17 protein-coding genes are annotated in these 15436 nt (G+C 73.2%); 4 read left to right on the top strand and 13 right to left on the bottom strand.

Features of this window, described 5'->3' with window-relative positions:
- Positions 1 to 232: 232 nt before the first annotated feature.
- The 7 genes from ACPYO6_RS12820 to recO all read right to left on the bottom strand — a co-directional run bounded on the left by ACPYO6_RS12820 (position 233) and on the right by recO (position 7177).
- Positions 233 to 1240: a siderophore-interacting protein gene (locus ACPYO6_RS12820; protein WP_425715090.1), complete on the bottom strand. Its 1008-nt coding sequence runs from the start codon at positions 1238 to 1240 to the stop codon at positions 233 to 235.
- Positions 1237 to 2052, bottom strand: a complete 816-nt coding sequence (locus ACPYO6_RS12825) for an ABC transporter ATP-binding protein (protein WP_425715091.1) — start codon at positions 2050 to 2052, stop codon at positions 1237 to 1239. The genes ACPYO6_RS12820 and ACPYO6_RS12825 overlap by 4 nt, the downstream gene beginning before the upstream one ends.
- Positions 2049 to 3158: a FecCD family ABC transporter permease gene (locus tag ACPYO6_RS12830; RefSeq protein ID WP_425715092.1), complete on the bottom strand. Its 1110-nt coding sequence runs from the start codon at positions 3156 to 3158 to the stop codon at positions 2049 to 2051. The genes ACPYO6_RS12825 and ACPYO6_RS12830 overlap by 4 nt, the downstream gene beginning before the upstream one ends.
- Positions 3155 to 4234 (bottom strand): FecCD family ABC transporter permease, encoded by a 1080-nt coding sequence (locus ACPYO6_RS12835; RefSeq protein ID WP_425715093.1) that lies wholly within the window; start codon positions 4232 to 4234, stop codon positions 3155 to 3157. Before ACPYO6_RS12835 ends, ACPYO6_RS12830 begins: the two co-directional genes overlap by 4 nt.
- Positions 4231 to 5415 (bottom strand): iron-siderophore ABC transporter substrate-binding protein, encoded by a 1185-nt coding sequence (locus tag ACPYO6_RS12840; RefSeq protein ID WP_425715094.1) that lies wholly within the window; start codon positions 5413 to 5415, stop codon positions 4231 to 4233. Before ACPYO6_RS12840 ends, ACPYO6_RS12835 begins: the two co-directional genes overlap by 4 nt.
- Before the next feature lie 230 nt (positions 5416 to 5645).
- Positions 5646 to 6449, bottom strand: a complete 804-nt coding sequence (locus ACPYO6_RS12845; RefSeq protein WP_425715095.1) for an isoprenyl transferase — start codon at positions 6447 to 6449, stop codon at positions 5646 to 5648.
- A complete protein-coding gene (recO, locus tag ACPYO6_RS12850; protein ID WP_425715096.1) occupies positions 6446 to 7177 on the bottom strand; it encodes a DNA repair protein RecO in 732 nt (243 codons plus the stop codon). The genes ACPYO6_RS12845 and recO overlap by 4 nt, the downstream gene beginning before the upstream one ends.
- A gap of 88 nt (positions 7178 to 7265) precedes the next feature.
- Between recO and ACPYO6_RS12855 the strand changes: the two genes are divergently transcribed.
- Positions 7266 to 7475, top strand: coding sequence for a type II toxin-antitoxin system VapB family antitoxin (locus ACPYO6_RS12855; protein ID WP_425715097.1), 210 nt, complete (start codon positions 7266 to 7268; stop codon positions 7473 to 7475).
- Complete coding sequence (vapC, locus tag ACPYO6_RS12860) at positions 7472 to 7867, top strand: type II toxin-antitoxin system VapC family toxin (protein WP_425715098.1); 396 nt, start codon at positions 7472 to 7474, stop codon at positions 7865 to 7867. The genes ACPYO6_RS12855 and vapC overlap by 4 nt, the downstream gene beginning before the upstream one ends.
- Positions 7868 to 7940: 73 nt before the next feature.
- Here the strand turns inward: vapC and leuA are convergent, their stop codons facing one another.
- Positions 7941 to 9722 carry a 2-isopropylmalate synthase gene (gene leuA / locus ACPYO6_RS12865; protein WP_425715099.1) on the bottom strand — a complete coding sequence of 594 codons (1782 nt, stop codon included), beginning with the start codon at positions 9720 to 9722 and terminating at the stop codon, positions 7941 to 7943.
- Between the two features lie 173 nt (positions 9723 to 9895).
- On the opposite strand from leuA, the gene ACPYO6_RS12870 reads away from it, so the two are divergent.
- Entirely contained in the window at positions 9896 to 10681 is a 786-nt protein-coding gene (locus tag ACPYO6_RS12870; protein ID WP_425715100.1) for an SGNH/GDSL hydrolase family protein, read from the top strand.
- Between the two features lie 98 nt (positions 10682 to 10779).
- Complete coding sequence (locus ACPYO6_RS12875) at positions 10780 to 11592, top strand: SGNH/GDSL hydrolase family protein (RefSeq protein ID WP_425715101.1); 813 nt, start codon at positions 10780 to 10782, stop codon at positions 11590 to 11592.
- A 124-nt stretch (positions 11593 to 11716) separates the two neighbouring features.
- On the opposite strand, the gene ACPYO6_RS12880 is transcribed toward ACPYO6_RS12875, so the two are convergent.
- The 5 genes from ACPYO6_RS12880 to ACPYO6_RS12900 are packed head-to-tail and all read right to left on the bottom strand — an operon-like array spanning position 11717 to position 15381.
- Positions 11717 to 12223, bottom strand: a complete 507-nt coding sequence (locus ACPYO6_RS12880) for a mycothiol transferase (protein ID WP_425715102.1) — start codon at positions 12221 to 12223, stop codon at positions 11717 to 11719.
- On the bottom strand, positions 12223 to 13191 hold the full coding sequence (locus ACPYO6_RS12885; RefSeq protein ID WP_425715104.1) for an ABC transporter substrate-binding protein: 969 nt from the start codon (positions 13189 to 13191) through the stop codon (positions 12223 to 12225). The genes ACPYO6_RS12880 and ACPYO6_RS12885 overlap by 1 nt, the downstream gene beginning before the upstream one ends.
- Before the next feature lie 2 nt (positions 13192 to 13193).
- Complete coding sequence (locus ACPYO6_RS12890) at positions 13194 to 13898, bottom strand: ABC transporter permease (RefSeq protein ID WP_425715105.1); 705 nt, start codon at positions 13896 to 13898, stop codon at positions 13194 to 13196.
- Entirely contained in the window at positions 13895 to 14542 is a 648-nt protein-coding gene (locus tag ACPYO6_RS12895) for an ABC transporter permease (protein WP_425715107.1), read from the bottom strand. The genes ACPYO6_RS12890 and ACPYO6_RS12895 overlap by 4 nt, the downstream gene beginning before the upstream one ends.
- Entirely contained in the window at positions 14539 to 15381 is an 843-nt protein-coding gene (locus tag ACPYO6_RS12900) for an ABC transporter ATP-binding protein (RefSeq protein ID WP_425715246.1), read from the bottom strand. The genes ACPYO6_RS12895 and ACPYO6_RS12900 overlap by 4 nt, the downstream gene beginning before the upstream one ends.
- Positions 15382 to 15436: the final 55 nt, after the last annotated feature.

The following is a 15436-nucleotide window of genomic DNA, read 5'->3' on the forward strand; positions in this document are numbered from 1 at the left end:
CCAGCAGGTTGCCGGCCGACAGCAGCGCGGCCAGCGCTCGACCAGGCGGTCGACGGTCGGCGACCGCATGACGTGCCCGGCCTGGAGCAGGAGGGCATGGAGCCCACCTCGCCGGGTGCCGACCACGTCGGAGGCCACCCGCAGCAGGGGGTCCTCCGGCGGGACCTTCCCCGCGGGGTGCACCTTTCCCGTGCCGGACGGCAGCACCGGTCCTACCGCCCGGCCGCGCCGGTCAGCTGCCCTCGGACCGCCCGCGGCGCCAGTAGCCCATGAACGCCACCGAGCGGCGGTCGAGCCCCTTGTCACGCACGAGGAAGCGGCGCAGCGCGGTGATGACGCTCGCCTCCCCCGCCAGCCACGCGTAGTCGGGTCCCTCGACGTCGGCGGGGACGTCCCAGAGGATCCCCTCCGGGTCCGGGGTCGGGGCGGAGGGTGCGTCGTCGCCCGGGCCGGTCTGCGGCGCAGGTCCCGTGCCCGCGCGCGCCGCGCCGTCGGCCACCGGTCCGCCCGCCGGGAAACGCTCGTCGCCCCACGCGCGGACGGCGGTATCGAGCGCGGCCCCGTGCTCGCGCTCGCCGCGCACGAGCCAGTGGACGGTCATGCCGTCGGGCGCCGCGAGCTCGACCACGTCCTCCGCGGTCGGCACCTCGACGAACACCTCCCCGGAGAAGCTCGCGTCCAGGGTCTCGACGACGCCGCAGATCGCCGGGAGAGCCGTCTCGTCGCCGGCGAGAAGTACACGGCGCGCCCGGCCCGGATGCCACGCGATGCCGCCGTTCTCCGACTCGCTGCGCGCGTCCGGGCCGATGACGACGAGCTCGTCGCCGACCTGCGCCGCGCTCGCCCACGCGGACGCCGGACCCTCGGTGCCGTGCAGGACGAAGTCGATGTCGATCTCGCTCGACCCGGGTCGCACCGCCCGCAGCGTGTAGGTCCGCATCGGGTTGCGCTCGGCGTCGGGCAGCTCGCGCCAGCGGCGGTACCACTCGGCCATCGTGGGACGCGGCTCGTCGAAGAGCCCGACGTCGGGCAGGGTCCCGTCGGCCCGGGGCAGGTACAGCTTGATCCGCTGGTCGAGGCACAACGGACCGGCATGCTCGAGCTCGTCGCCCGTCAGGGTGATGCGGGTGAGGTGCGGCGTGAGCGGCTCGACGGCGCGCACCCGCGTACGGAAGGCGCGCGAGGGCGGGTAGGTCACGGCGCCGGCCCGCGCGGGGGTGATCGTGGCGGTCGGGGTCATGAGGCCACCTCCATGGGTCGGGCGTGGTGCCGGCCGATGGGCACCATGAGCGGGCTCCCGGTCACCGGGTCGGCCACGATCGTCGAGCCGATCCCGAAGACCGCCTCGACGCACGCCGAGGTGAGCACCTCGGTCGGCCTCCCCGCGGCGTGCACCGTCCCGCCCGCGACGGCCACGAGATGGTCGGCGTAGCGGGCGGCCAGGTTGAGGTCGTGCAGCACCATGACGATCGTCGTGCCGCGTTCGATGTTGAGGTCGGTGAGCAGATCGAGGACCTCGACCTGGTGGGAGACGTCGAGGAACGTCGTCGGCTCGTCGAGCAGGAGCACGTCCGTCTCCTGGGCGAGCACCATGGCGATCCAGGCGCGCTGCCGCTGCCCGCCGGAGAGCTCGTCGACCGGCCGGTCCGCGAGGTCAGTCGTCCCGGTGGCCTCGAGGGCGCGCGCGACGGCGACGTCGTCGGCCTCGCTCCAGCGCGCGAGCATGCCCTGGTGCGGGTGCCGGCCGCGCCCCACGAGGTCCGCGACGGTGATCCCCTCCGGGGCGAGGGGCGTCTGCGGGAGCAGGCCGAGGACCTGGGCCAGCTTGCGGGCGTGGATGCGGTGGACGTCCTTCCCGTCGAGGACCACGCGCCCCTTCGCGGGCGCGAGCAGGCGAGACATCGCGCGGAGCAGCGTCGACTTCCCGCAGGCGTTGGCACCGACGATCGCCGTGATCCGCCCCGGCGGGACGGCGAGGCTGAGGTCCTCGATCACCCGGCGGTCGCGGTACCCGACCCACACGTTCTCGGCGGTCAGCGTTCGGTCGGTCACAGTGAGCCTCCGGCCCGGTCGGTGCGTGCGATGAGGTAGACGAGGTAGGGGGCCCCGAGGACGCCCGTGATGACGCCGGCGGGGAACCTGGTGCCGAACGCGTACTGCCCGGCGAGGTCGGCGGCGAGCACGAGGACGGCGCCCACGAGCGCCGCGGGGACGAGCAGGGACCGCCCGGGGCCCACCACGCGCGCGGCGATCGGCCCGGAGAGGAAGGCGACGAACGCGATCGGGCCGGCGGCCGCGGTCGCGAACGCGATGAGGCCGACCGCCGCCACGACGAGCGTGAGGCGCGTGCGCTCGACCCGGACGCCGAGTGCGCGGGCGGCGTCGTCGCCGAGCTGCATGGCGGACAGGTCGCGGCCGCGCGACAGCAGGACGGGACCGAGGACGGCGAGGGCGATCGCGGCGGGGACGACGGCCCCCCACGTCGTGCCGTTGAGGCTGCCGACGAGCCAGCGCATGGCCTCCTGCAGGTCCCACTGGGCGGCGCCGTCGAGCAGGTAGCTCGTCACCGAGTCCAGCATCGCCGCGATCCCGATGCCGATGAGCACGAGCCGCGTGCCGGCGACCCCGCCCCGGTAGGACAGCGCGTAGATGAGTACCGCGACACCGAGCCCGGCGATCACGGCGACCGCGGAGACCTGCCCGCCGTCGAGGTCGAGCACGATGATGGCGAAGGCGGCTGCCGCGCTCGCGCCCGCGCTGATCCCGATGATGTCCGGGCTCGCGAGCGGGTTGCGGAGCATCGTCTGGAAGGTGACGCCCCCGAGGCCGAGGCACAGGCCGGCGACGAAGGCGAGGGTCGCCCGCGGCAGGCGCAGCCGACCGACGGTGAAGCTCGCCCCCTCGACCTGCTCGCCCGTGACGACGGCCCACACGTCGGCGGGCGGGTAGAACGTGCGTCCGACCATGAGGGAGGCGCACCACAGCGCGACGACGACGCCGAGCAGGACGAGCGCCACCGTGAGGCCCCGACGCGTCCGGCGCCGGCGCGCCCGGGCGAGGGCGTCCGCCGCGCGGGGGCGCCCCGTGACGGTCCGTCCGGCGTCGTCGGGGCGTGTCGACGAGGCAGTCGTCCGCGCTCGCTCGGTCACCGCGCTCACAGCTCGCGGACCTTCGTGCGGCGGACGATGGCGATGAAGACCGGGGCGCCGACGACGGCGGTGATGATGCCGACGTCGATCTCGCCGGGGCGTGCCACGACTCGGCCGAGGACGTCGGCTCCGACGAGCAGCCCCGCGCCGGCGAGCGCGGAGAAGGGCATGAGCCACCGGTGGTCGGTCCCGACGAGGAGCCGGCACAGGTGCGGGACGACGAGGCCGACGAACCCGATCGGTCCGGCGACCGCCGTCGCGGCACCGGTCAGGACGACCGCCCCGGCGGCCGCGACGAGCCGAGCGACCCCGACGCGCACGCCGAGGCCGGCGGCCACGTCGTCACCGAGGGCGAGCGAGTTGAGGCTGCGCGCGGAGGCCAGGCAGACGAGGAGCCCGACGACGAGGAACGGCAGTACCTGGCCGGTGGCCTCGTGGGTCGCGCCGCCGACCCCGCCGACCTGCCAGGAGCGGATGCTGCCGGCGATGTCGCCGCGCGGGAGGGCGACCGCGGTGATGAAGGAGGCGAGCGCGGCCGAGGTGGCGGCTCCCGCGAGGGCAAGGGTGAGCGGCGTGGCACCCCCGCGGCCGACCGAGGCGATGACGTAGACGAACACGGCGGCGAGGCCCGCCCCGAGGATCGCGGTCCAGATCATGCCGGTCCGGGTCCACAGGCCGAACCAGGCCATCCCGACGACGACCGCGAGCGAGGCGCCCATCGTCACGCCGAGGATCCCTGGGTCGGCGAGCGGGTTGCGGGTGACGCCCTGCATGGCGGCGCCGGCCACGCCGAGCGCGGCCCCGACGAGCAGGGCGAGGAAGGTCCGGGGCACGCGGGTGTAGACGACCGCCTCACCGACCGAGTCGGTGGAGCCCGTGAGTCCTGCGAGGATCTCCTGGACGGAGACCGCGCGCGAGCCGATCGCCACCGAGGCCATCGTCAGTGCGGCGACCGCGGCGAGCAGCACGAGGAGCCAGAACAGACGTGCCCGGGCCGGACGTCGGAGGATGGCGACGTCCGGCCCGGGTCCGGAGGGCGTGGACGGCGCCCTCCCGACCTCCTCGCGTTCCGGGGCCTGGGTCACTGCGACCCGGCTGCTGCCTCGGCGAGGAGGTCGACATAGTCCTCGAGGACCCAGGAGATGGACAGCGGCGTGGGGTTCGCCGCCGTACCCATCGGGCCGGACCCGTCGAGGAAGACGATGGCGCCGGACTCGACGGCCGGCATCTGGGAGAGGAGGGGGTCCGCCTCGAGCGTGTCGACGAGCTCCTGGTCGCCGTAAGTGACGATGAGCTCGACGTCGTCGAACATGTCGACCTGCTCGGCACTCACGGAGCCGGAGAACTCGCCGCTGGCGGAGGCCTCCTCGACCGCGGCCGGCGTGGCGAGGCCGAGGTCCTCGAAGAACGCGGCGCGGGTGTCGTTGGCGGTGTAGAAGTTGACGGTGCTGAGGTCGGCGACGTCGACGTGGGTCATGAACATCGTCGACACGCCCTCGAGCTCGGGGTGCGCCTCGACGGTGGCGTCGATCTCGCCCTCGAGCTCGGCGACGAGCTCCTCGCCCTCCTCGACCAGGCCGAGGCCGGCGGCGTTGTAGCTGATCGTGTCCCGCCAGGAGGTCCCCCAGGCCGTCTCCGGGTAGGCGACGACGGGCGCGATCTCGCTGAGCGTGTCGTAGTCCTCCTGCGTGAGGCCGGAGTACGCGGCGAGGATGACGTCGGGCTGGGTGTCGGCGACGGCCTCGAAGTCGATGCCGTCGGTCTCGTCGAACAGGACGGGCTGCTCGCCGCCGAGCGCCTCGAGTTCCTCCTCGACCCAGGGCAGCATGCCGTTGCCGTCGTCGTCGCCGAAGTCTGCGGACGCCATGCCGACGGGCACGACACCGAGGGCGAGCGGGACCTCGTGGTTCGCCCAGTTGACGGTCGCGACCCGCTCGGGGACCTCCTCGATGACGGTGGTCCCGAAGGCGTGCTCGATCTCGATCGGGAGCTCGGCCCCGGAGATCCCGGCCGCGCCGGCGTCCGCGGACCCGTCACCCGCATCGCCCGACGACGACTCGTCCGCCGATCCCTGCGAACCCGACTCCGAGCCGGACTCCGAGGCGCTCTCGTCACCCGCGCCGTCGTCGTCGAAGCGCTCGTCCGTCGTCTCCTCGACCGCGGCGTCGTCCCCCTCGTCGGCGGAGTCGTCGGAGCCGCCGCAGGCGGCGAGGGTGAGGGCCACCGCCGAGGCAGCGGCGATGACATGGAGTCGGGGGTGACGCACGGGGGACCAGCTCTCGTTCGGGGGCGGCCACCTCGTCTCACGACGCCGTGACCACCAATTACGCTACGTTTGCGTGTCGAAAAGTTACCGACCTGCGAATGCATAGGCAAGGCTCACCTGAGTGAGCCATCCCACGAAACCCGACGAGGGCTCCGTCAGCCCGACGGCCGGGCGGCCTGGTCGAAGGCTCACCTGAGTGAGCCATCCCACGACACCCGACGAGGGCTCCGTCAGCCCGACGGCTCGGCCGCCCGGTCGACGGCACCGCCCCAACGGCGATCCCGCCGCGCGTACTCCTCGACCACCCGCCACAGGGAGCGCCGGTCGACGTCGGGCCACGCCTCGTCGGTGAAGACGAGCTCGGCGTAGGCGGACTGCCACAGGAGGAAGTTGCTCGTGCGCTGCTCGCCGCCGGTGCGCCACAGCACGTCGACGTCGGGCATGTCCGGCTCGTCGAGGTAGCGCGCGAGGGTCCGCTCGGTCACCCGGTCGGGGTTGACCCTGCCGGCGGCGACGTCGCGGGCGAGGTCGGCGGCGGCGTCGGCGAGCTCGGCGCGCCCCCCGTAGTTCACGCACATCGTCAGCGTGGCGGTCGTGTTGTGCCGAGTCAGCTCCTCGGCCGTCTCGAGCTCGCGGATGACGGAGCCCCACAGCCGTGGGCGCCGACCGGCCCAGCGCACGCGGACGCCCCAGGCGTGCATCTCGTCCCGTCGTCGTCGGATGACGTCCCTGTTGAAGCCCATGAGGTAGCGGACCTCGGCGGGCGAGCGCTTCCAGTTCTCGGTGGAGAACGCGTACGCGCTGACGTGCGTCACGCCGATGTCGATCGCTCCGGCGACGACGTCGAGGAGCGAGGCCTCCCCCGCCGCGTGGCCCTCGGTCCGGGGCAGCCCGCGGGCGTTGGCCCACCGGCCGTTGCCGTCCATGATGACGGCGACGTGCGCGGGCACGAGCTCGCGCGGGATCTGCGGCGGGCGTTCGCCGGAGGGGTGGGGCGGCGGCGGGACGGGGTCGGTGCGGGGGGGCCGGCTCATGCGCGCTCCACGAAGGGCAGGGAGCGCAGGCGGCGCTCGAGGTGGTACTGGAGGTGGGCGGCGACCAGCCCCGAGGCCTCGGTGCGGTGGCGGTCGTGCGAGGCGTCGGCCACGGGCCAGTCGCCGGAGAGCAGGGCGCCGAGCAGGGTCATCGTCTCCTCCGCCGGCGAGGCCGACCCGGGCGGCCGGCACGACGCGCACATCGCCCCGCCCATCTGGGTGGACCAGGCGCGGTGCGGGCCGTCGGCCCCGCAGCGGGCGCAGTCGTAGCAGCTGGGCGCCCAGCCGGCCACGGCCAGCGAGCGCAGCAGGTAGGAGTCGAGCACGAGCGTGGCCGCGTGCCGACGCATGCTCATCGCGTGCAGTGCCCCGATGAGCAGGATGTACTGCTGGGGCGCAGGCACCTCCTCGGCCTCGGTGAGCTGGTTCGCGGTCTCGACCATGACGGTCGCGGACGTGAACAGCGAGTAGTCGGTGGCGAGGGAACGGCCGTACGGGGCGATCGTCTCCACCTGCGTGACGGTGTCGAGGTTGCGGCCGCGATGCAGCTGGACGTCGACGACGGTGAACGGCTCGAGCCGGGCGCCGAAGCGGGAGCTCGTGCGGCGCACGCCCTTGGCGACCGCCCGGACCAGACCGTGCTCGCGCGAGAGCATGGTGACGATGCGGTCCGCCTCCGACAGGTCGTGGGAGCGCAGGACCACCGCCTCGTCCCGGTAGAGCCTCACTCCCCCATTGTCGCCCCTCGGTCCGACAGGACGACGGACCACCACGGGCCGCGCCGCGCGTCGCACAAGCGAGGTGTATCGTTGGTGTATGGCACGCACCAACATCGACCTGGACGACGACCTCGTCACCGAGGTGATGCAGAGGTACGGCGTGCGGACCAAGCGCGAGGCGGTCGACCTGGCGCTGCGACGCCTGGTCGGGCCGGCGATGAACCGCTCCGAGATGCTCTCGCTCGAGGGGACCGGCTGGGAGGGCGACCTCCACGAGATGCGGGCCGACCGCGTGGTTCGCCCGTGATCCTGGTCGACACATCGGTGTGGATCGAGTTCCTCCGCGGGACGACGACGCCGGCCACGGAGTTCGTCCGCGACCACCTGGGCAGTGACCTCGCGACGACCGAGCCGGTGATGATGGAGCTCCTCGCGGGGACCCGGGCAGGCCGCCGGACCGAGCAGGTGGAGCGGCTCATGCTCAGCCAGCACTGGTGCCGGGTGGATCCGACCCTCGACTACCGCGGCGCCGTCGACGTGTTTCACGCGGCTCGCGCCGCGGGCACGAAGCCCCGGGCTCTCCAGGACTGCCTGATCGCGGCGATCGCCCTCCGACACGGAGCGAGACTCGCGCACCGGGACGTCGACTACGAGCACCTCGCACGGGCGACGGGCCTCGAGGTCATCGACCTGAGGTAGGCACGGGCGTCCCGGCGCGCGGGCCCGTCAGCCCGCGGCAGGCCCGCCCGTCAGCCCGCGGCAGGCCCGCCCGTCAGCCCGCGGCCGGACCCCCTGCCGTGCGCGCGGCCCGGTTGACGGCCGAGATGATCGCCTGGAAGGACGCGGTCATCGTCGACGGGTCGACGCCTACTCCCCAGACGACCTGGTCGCCGGTCTCCACCTCGAGGTAGGCCGCCGCCATCGCGTCCCCGCCCGCCGAGAGCGCGTGCTCGGCGTAGTCGAGCACGGAGGCCTCGACCCCGATGCTGCCGAGCGCGTGGACGAACGCGTCGATCGGTCCGTTGCCGCGCCCGGAGAGCAGGAGCTCCTCCCCGCCGTCGTCGAGCACCACGGTGAGGTCGGCGTCGCCGCCCTCCCCGTGGGAGGTGAGAGAGGTGCTGCGCAGCGTGTACCGGCCCCACGGCGCGAGGCCGTCGGTCACGGTGTAGGGCAGGTACTCGTCGACGAAGATCGACCACAGCCGCTCGGCGTCGATCTCCCCGCCGTAGGCGTCGGTGTGCTTCTGCACGATGCCGGCGAGCTCGATCTGCAGGCGACGCGGCAGGTCGAGGCTGCGCGTCGAGTGCAGGAGGTAGGCGATGCCGCCCTTGCCGGACTGGCTGTTGACGCGCACCACGGCCTCGTACGTCCGCCCGACGTCCTTCGGGTCGACGGGCAGGTAGGGCAGGTCCCAGACCACGGCGGCGTCGTCGTCGCCCGCCTCGGCCACCTTGGCGTCGCGGACCTGGAAGCCCTTCTTGATGGCGTCCTGGTGCGATCCGGAGAACGAGGTGTAGACGAGGTCGCCGCCGTACGGGTGGCGGGCGTGGACGTCCATCTGGGTGCAGTGCTCGACCGTGCGGCGCACCTCGTCGATGTCGGAGAGGTCGATCATCGGGTCGACGCCCTGCGAGTACAGGTTCATCGCGAGGGTGACGAGGTCGACGTTGCCGGTGCGCTCGCCCTGCCCGAACAGGCAGCCCTCGACCCGGTCGGCGCCGGCGAGCATCGCCAGCTCGGCGGCCGCCACGCCGGAGCCGCGGTCGTTGTGCGGGTGCACCGACAGCGCGACGTGCTCTCGGTTGCTCAGGTGCCGGCTCATCCACTCGATCTGGTCGGCGTAGACGTTCGGCGTCGCGCGCTCGACCGTGGCCGGCAGGTTGAGGATGATCTCGCGCCCGCTCTCGGGCTGCCACGCCCCCATGACGGCCTCGGTCACCTCGAGGGCGAAGTCGAGCTCGGTGTCGACGAAGATCTCGGGGCTGTACTGGTAGCCGAACACGGTCTCGTCGCCGAGCACCTTCTCGGCGTGCGCCATCACCTCGCGTGTGCCGTCGACGGCGAGGTCACGCGTGCCCTCCCGGCCGGCGCGGAACACGACGTCGCGGAACACGGGCGCCGTCGCGTTGTACATGTGCACGGTCGCGCGCGGGAACCCGACGAGCGACTCGACCGTGCGGTGGATGAGCTCGGGGCGCGCCTGCGTGAGGACGGAGACGGTGACGTCCTCGGGCACGGCGTCATCGTCGACCAGCGAGCGGACGAAGTCGAAGTCGGCCTGCGAGGCGGCCGGGAAGCCGATCTCGATCTCCTTGTAGCCGAGGCGGACGAGAAGGTCGAACATCGTGCGCTTGCGCTCCGGCGTCATCGGCTCGATGAGCGCCTGGTTACCGTCGCGCAGGTCGGTCGAGAGCCACCGGGGGGCGACGGTCACCCGCTTGTCGGGCCACGTGCGGTCCGGGAGGTGGACCGGGTTCGTCTCGGCGAACGGCCGGTACTTCGTCACCGGCATCCCGGACGGGCGCTGGAGGTTGGTGGTGCCGCGAGTCTTCATCAGGTCTCCTGGTCGAGGGTCACGTGCGGCCAGCACGACGTCTCCCGCGACGAGGAGCCGGCCTCAGAGGGCCTCGCCGCGGCAAATAAGGAGCAGGAGCTCGGTACGCACGGGGACGACCATACTCCGCCCGCCGCGGTGGTCGACCATCCGTCCGCCGATACGGTGTCCGCGTGCGACTCTCCCCCGGCGCGGTGGCGGCCGTCGTCGCTCTCGCGGCGGCGGCGATCGGGGCGTCCGCGCTCGCGCTCGGCTCCCGGCGCACACGCCGCCAGGTCGAGATCCATCGCGACTGGTGGGCCGCCCGGACACATACCCCGCCCGACGACGACGCGTTCCACCTCGTCGTGCTCGGCGACTCCGCGGCGCAGGGCGTCGGTGTGCCGGACCCGGCGCGCGCCTACGTGGTGCGGGTCGCCGAGCGCCTGGCGACGGAGCTGGACCGTCCCGTCGCGACGACGAACCTCTCGGTCTCCGGGGCGACGACGGCGGACCTCATCGCCGACCAGCTCCCGCTCCTCGAGGGCCTGCGCGCAGACACCGACCTCGTCGTGTGCGTCATCGGGTCCAACGACGTGGTGCGTGGGGACTACGAGCCGGCAGGGTTCGGTGCCCGCATCGAGGAGATCGCCGCCGCCCTGCCGGCCGGGAGCGTGCTCGGTGAGGTGCCCTGCTTCGGGCACCCGCCGTGGGAGCCGCGCGTGCGGCGGCTCAACCCGCTCGTGAGCGCCGCGGCCCAGCGGCACGGCCACACGGTGGCCGAGCTGCACGGGGCGTCGGCCGCGCTGTGGCCGGTGCGCATCCTCGGGTACGTGGCCGGGGACTGGTTCCATCCGAACGCCCGGGGGTACGCGGTGTGGGCGGACGCCATCTGGGCGGCCGTCCGCGCGACCCCGGCCGTCCGCGCGGCGACGGCGGCGCGCCCCGCATCCGACCACGGTGCGGCCCCTGCCACGTGACGGCGTCCATCGACCTGGGCCACGCCCACCCTGTGATCCTTCCGCCGCGGGCCCTCTCCACTGGCCGGTCCGGCGCGACGCGCCCTAACCTGGCGGGCATGCCTTCTCGATCGTCGTCCTCCGCGCGCCCCCAGTGGGGTCCTGTCGCGGTCGTCGCGAGCGCCGTGGCCGCCGGTGCCGTGGCCACCGCGGGGGCCGCCGCCACCTACCTCGGCCGACGCTGCATCGTCAGCCGGCAGGTGCCGGTGCACCGCGAGTACTGGGCGCAGCGGACCCACGAGGTCAGGGCCGCCGCGGTCCCGGAGGCGTTCCACCTCGTCGTCGTCGGCGACTCCGCCGCCCAGGGTGTCGGGGTCCCGGACCCGAGCCACGCCTGGGTCGCCCGCGTCGAGCGGCGTCTCGCCGAGACGCTCGACCGCGCGGTCGTCACGACGAACCTCTCGGTCTCCGGAGCGACCTCCGCCGATCTCATCGCCGACCAGCTGCCGCTCCTCGAGGACCTCGAGCGATCTCCGGACCTCGTCATCTGCGAGATCGGGGCAAACGACGTCGCGAAGCGGCAGGTCACCGCCCCCGGCCTGGCCGAGCGCATGGAGACGATCGCGACCGCCCTGCCGCACGGCAGCGTCGTCGCCGACGTCCCGAGCTACGGCTACGGCCCGCACGAGGTGTGGGTGCGCCGCGCCAACGCGGCGATCGAGGAGGTGGCGCAGACGCACGACCTCCACGTGGCGCCGCTGCACGCGGCCACCCGGCCGCTGTGGCCGGGCATCGTCTTCACGCACATGGCCGAGGACCTGTTCCACCCCAACGCGGCCGGCTACGAGGTGTGGGCGGACGCGATCTGGGCGGGCGTCGAGGCGGCGCTGCACGAGCGCGGACTCGTGGCCCGCGAGCTGCTCGCCGTCTGACCGCCGGCGCCGGCGAACCGGCCAGGCGAACCGCCCCGTCGACCACGCCGGCGACCCGGCCAGGCGAACCAGCCCGTCTAACCTGCCCGTCGGCCATCGAGCCGGCCCCGGGGCGCCCGCGTGGTCAGCGGCGCTCGAGGATCCCCCGGACGAACGCGGCCTGGCCGACGTGCTTGAGGCAGTCGTCGACGACGCTGACGAGCCGCACCCCCATCGTCGTCGGCGGGTCCCAGCTCTCGTCGACCACCCGGTCGAGGTCCGCCTCCGTGAGCCCGCGGACGCACCGGATCGTCTGCTCGTGGACGGCGTCGTGGTAGTCGAGCACGAGACGCGCGTCGAAGCCCGTCACCCGGTCGACGTCCTCGGCGGTGTGCCCGTAGCCGATGCCCTCGACGTCGAGGTCGAACCGCTGCGCCCAGCCCTCCGTCGACCACAGCTCGTCGACGCCGAAGGCGCCGGCCACGTGGTCGTCCTGCACCCGCGTGAGGTGCCACAGGAGCCAGCCGATCGAGTTCGCCCCGGGATCGAGGCGGGCGTCGAGCTGCTCACGGGTCAGCGAGAAGCCGGCGCGGTGGACGGAGCCGTTGATGCGGGTGAACGCATCGACAAGGATGTCGTTGGTCGTGGCCATCAGTTCCCTCCCAGGTCGTTCTCGGCGAGCCAGTCGGTCGCGATCGTCGCGGAGTCCAGCTGCTCCTCGACGCTGCGCGCGTTGAGCTCGATGAGCTCGGATGTGGTGAGCGCCTCGCTGACGGGGTCGAGCACCTCGCCGAGCTCACCGGACAGATCCTCCGGCACGAGGGGGACGACGTTCTGGGCGAGGATCATGCTCTCCGGGTCCTCGAGCGTGACGAAGTCGCCCGACGCGAGGTCCGGGTCGGCGGTGTAGATGTCGCCCATCGTGATGGTGCCGTCGAGGATGGCGCCCTTGGTCAGGGGGCCGCCGGAGTCGCCGATGGCGAGGAACTCGACCTCGACGCCGTAGAACTCCTCGAGTCCCGCCGGTCCGTACGGGCGCTCCTCGAGCTCGGCGTTGCCCCCGACGGTGATCTCGCCGTCGTACTCGGCAAGGTCCGCGAGGCTCGTGATGCCGTTCTCCTCGGAGAACTCGGCCGTCACGTTGTAGGAGTCGGCGTCCTGGGCCTCGGAGTACTCGAGAACCGCCATCCCCTCCGGAAGGGCCCGCTCGAGCTCGGCGGCGACGTCCTCGCTCGCCCGCGCCTCCGTGTCGGGCGCGTAGAACTGCAGGAGGTTGCCCGTGTACTCGGGCAGGACGTCGACCTCGCCACCCTCCATCGCCTGCAGGTAGACGTCGCGCTGGCCGATCTGGAACTGCCGCTCCACCCCGTAGCCGGCGTCCTCGAGGACCTGCGCGTAGATCTCGGCGATGATCTCGTTCGAGTAGTAGGCCTGCGAGCCGACGACCACCGTCTCCCCCGCCGCCCCCGGGCCGTCGGAACCGGTCTCCGAGCCGGACTCGCCGGCGTCGTCGGGCGCGTCCGCGGAGGTCTCCTCCTCGAAGGGGTCCTCCGACCCGCAGGCCGCGAGCGTGAGGGCGGCCGCGGCGAGGACCGCGGCGGTGGTGGTGTGGCGACGCATGATCAGCGACCTTCCGTAGGGACGACGTCTCCGAGTCTCCCCCGCGCACCGCTCGCCCGCACGGCGAGCCTCGCGATCAGCGCGAACACGCCGTCGACGACGAGGGCCAGGACCACGATGACCAGCGCCGCCCCGAGCATCTCGTCGTAGCGCTGCAGCGAGATGCCGCGCTGGATGTAGGTGCCCAGGCCGCCGAGGCCGACGTAAGCGGCGAGCACGGCCGTGGCGATGATCTGGAGCGCGGCGTTCCGCAGCCCGCCGACGAGCAGGGGCAGCCCGAGCGGTGCCTCGACCCGCGTGAGGACCTGCCAGTGCGTCATTCCCTGGGCGCGGGCGGCGTCGACGACGACGCGATCGACGTTCTCCACGCCGGCGTAGGCACCCGCGAGCACGGAGGGGATGCCGAGGACGACGAACACCACCGTGGCGGCGAGGAGCGCGTCCCCGACACCGACGAGCAGGGTGAGGACCGTGAGCAGGCCGAGCGAGGGCAGGGCGCGACCAGCCCCGGAGAGGCCGACGACGAGCTGCTTCCCGCGGCCGGTGTGTCCGACGAGGTAGCCGAGCGGCACGGCGACGAGCGCCGAGATCAGCAGCGCGACGAGCGAGTACCAGGCGTGCTCACCGATGCGCTCGAGCAGGTTCCCGGGCCCCGTCCACTGCTCGGGGTCGGTGAGCCACGCGAGGGCGTCGCGGAAGAGGTTCATGCGCGCGCCCCCGTCCATCGGCTCCATGGCATGAGGAGGCGGCCCAGCAGGAGGAGCGCGACGTCGATGACGAGCGCGACGACGACGGTGGCGACGATCCCCGCGACGATCTCGGCGACGATGCCGCGCTGCAGCCCGTCCATGAAGAGGTAGCCGAGGCTCGGGATGCCGACGAGCACGCCGACGGTCACCATGCTCACCGTGCTCATGGCGACCACGCGGAGCCCGGAGAGCAGGACGGGTCCGGCCAGCGGCAGCTCGACCGACCAGAAGCGTCCCGGCCCGGAGTAGCCCTGGGCGGTGGCGGAGCGGCGGACGTCGGGGTCGACGGCGCCGAGCGCGTCGGTGACGGTGCGCGTCATGAGAGCGACCGCATAGATGGTCATCGCGACGACGACGTTGAGCTCGCTGAGGAACCCGATCCCCAGGACCGGCGGGAGCAGGACGAACAGGGCGAGCGAGGGGATCGTGTAGAGGAGCCCGACGACGGTGAGCACCGCGCCGCGGGCGGCCGGGTAGCGCCACGCGAGGATGCCGGGCGGCAGGGCGAGCAGGAAGCCCGCGACGATCGGGATGAGGCACAGCCGGGCGTGCCGCAGCGTGAGCTCCCCGATGAGGTCGAGGTTGTCCGCGACCCAGGTCATCCGGCGCCCTCTCGGGAGGTGCCCGGGTCGTCGGCGAGCACGCCCGCGGGGCGCCCGTCGGCGTCGACGACGATCCGGCGTCCGTCCGCCTCCTCGATCCGGAGCGCACGGCGACCCCGGTCGGCGCCGATGAAGGAGGCGACGAAGTCGTCCGCGGGAGCGGCGAGCAGCTCGGCGGGGCTGCCCTGCTGCACGATCCGGCCGCCCTCGGCGAGGAGCACCACGTGGTCGCCGAGCCGGAAGGCCTCGTCGATGTCGTGGGTGACGAGCACGATCGTCTTCGACAGGGTGCGCTGGAGGCGGAGCAGCTCGTCCTGCAGCTCGGTGCGGACGATGGGGTCGACGGCGCCGAAGGGCTCGTCCATCAGCAGGATGTTCGGATCGCTCGCCAGCGCCCGGGCGACGCCGACGCGCTGCTGCTGCCCGCCGGAGAGCTGGGCGGGGTAGCGGCGCGCGAGCGACCGTTCGAGGCCGACGGTGTCCATCAGCTCCAGGCCCCTCTCGTGGGCGGCGGCCTTCGGCGTGCCGGTGAGGCGCAGGACGGTGGCGACGTTGTCGATCACCCGGCGGTGCGGCAGCAGGCCGGCGCTCTGCATGACGTAGCCGATGCTGCGGCGCAGCGCGACGGGCTCGCGGGTGGCGACGTCGGTGCCGTCGATCGACACGGTGCCCGAGCTCGGCTCGACCATCCGGTTGATCATCCGCAGGATCGTCGTCTTGCCCGAGCCGGACGAGCCGACGAGGACGGTCACCTCGTGCGGACGGATGACGAGGTCGAGATCGTCGACCGCGCGCGTGCCGCCCGGGAAGGTCTTGGTGACGGACCGGAGCTCGATCATCCGGCGGCCCCTCGTGCGCATGCCATCCCCCGAGCGTAGGGTCATCAGCGCCAGC

Origin of the sequence: Georgenia sp. Z1344 (assembly GCF_049856295.1) — a bacterium.
Lineage (GTDB): Bacteria > Actinomycetota > Actinomycetes > Actinomycetales > Actinomycetaceae > JB111.

Coding starts and splice junctions, on each gene's coding strand:
- ACPYO6_RS12875 (WP_425715101.1), top strand. CDS start 10,780: ATGCCTTCTCGATCGTCGTCCTCCGCGCGCCCCCAGTGGGGTCCTGTC.
- ACPYO6_RS12880 (WP_425715102.1), bottom strand. CDS start 12,223: ATGGCCACGACCAACGACATCCTTGTCGATGCGTTCACCCGCATCAAC.
- ACPYO6_RS12890 (WP_425715105.1), bottom strand. CDS start 13,898: ATGAACCTCTTCCGCGACGCCCTCGCGTGGCTCACCGACCCCGAGCAG.
- ACPYO6_RS12845 (WP_425715095.1), bottom strand. CDS start 6,449: ATGAGCCGGCCCCCCCGCACCGACCCCGTCCCGCCGCCGCCCCACCCC.
- ACPYO6_RS12820 (WP_425715090.1), bottom strand. CDS start 1,240: ATGACCCCGACCGCCACGATCACCCCCGCGCGGGCCGGCGCCGTGACC.
- leuA (WP_425715099.1), bottom strand. CDS start 9,722: ATGAAGACTCGCGGCACCACCAACCTCCAGCGCCCGTCCGGGATGCCG.
- ACPYO6_RS12895 (WP_425715107.1), bottom strand. CDS start 14,542: ATGACCTGGGTCGCGGACAACCTCGACCTCATCGGGGAGCTCACGCTG.
- ACPYO6_RS12900 (WP_425715246.1), bottom strand. CDS start 15,381: ATGATCGAGCTCCGGTCCGTCACCAAGACCTTCCCGGGCGGCACGCGC.
- ACPYO6_RS12885 (WP_425715104.1), bottom strand. CDS start 13,191: ATGCGTCGCCACACCACCACCGCCGCGGTCCTCGCCGCGGCCGCCCTC.
- ACPYO6_RS12855 (WP_425715097.1), top strand. CDS start 7,266: ATGGCACGCACCAACATCGACCTGGACGACGACCTCGTCACCGAGGTG.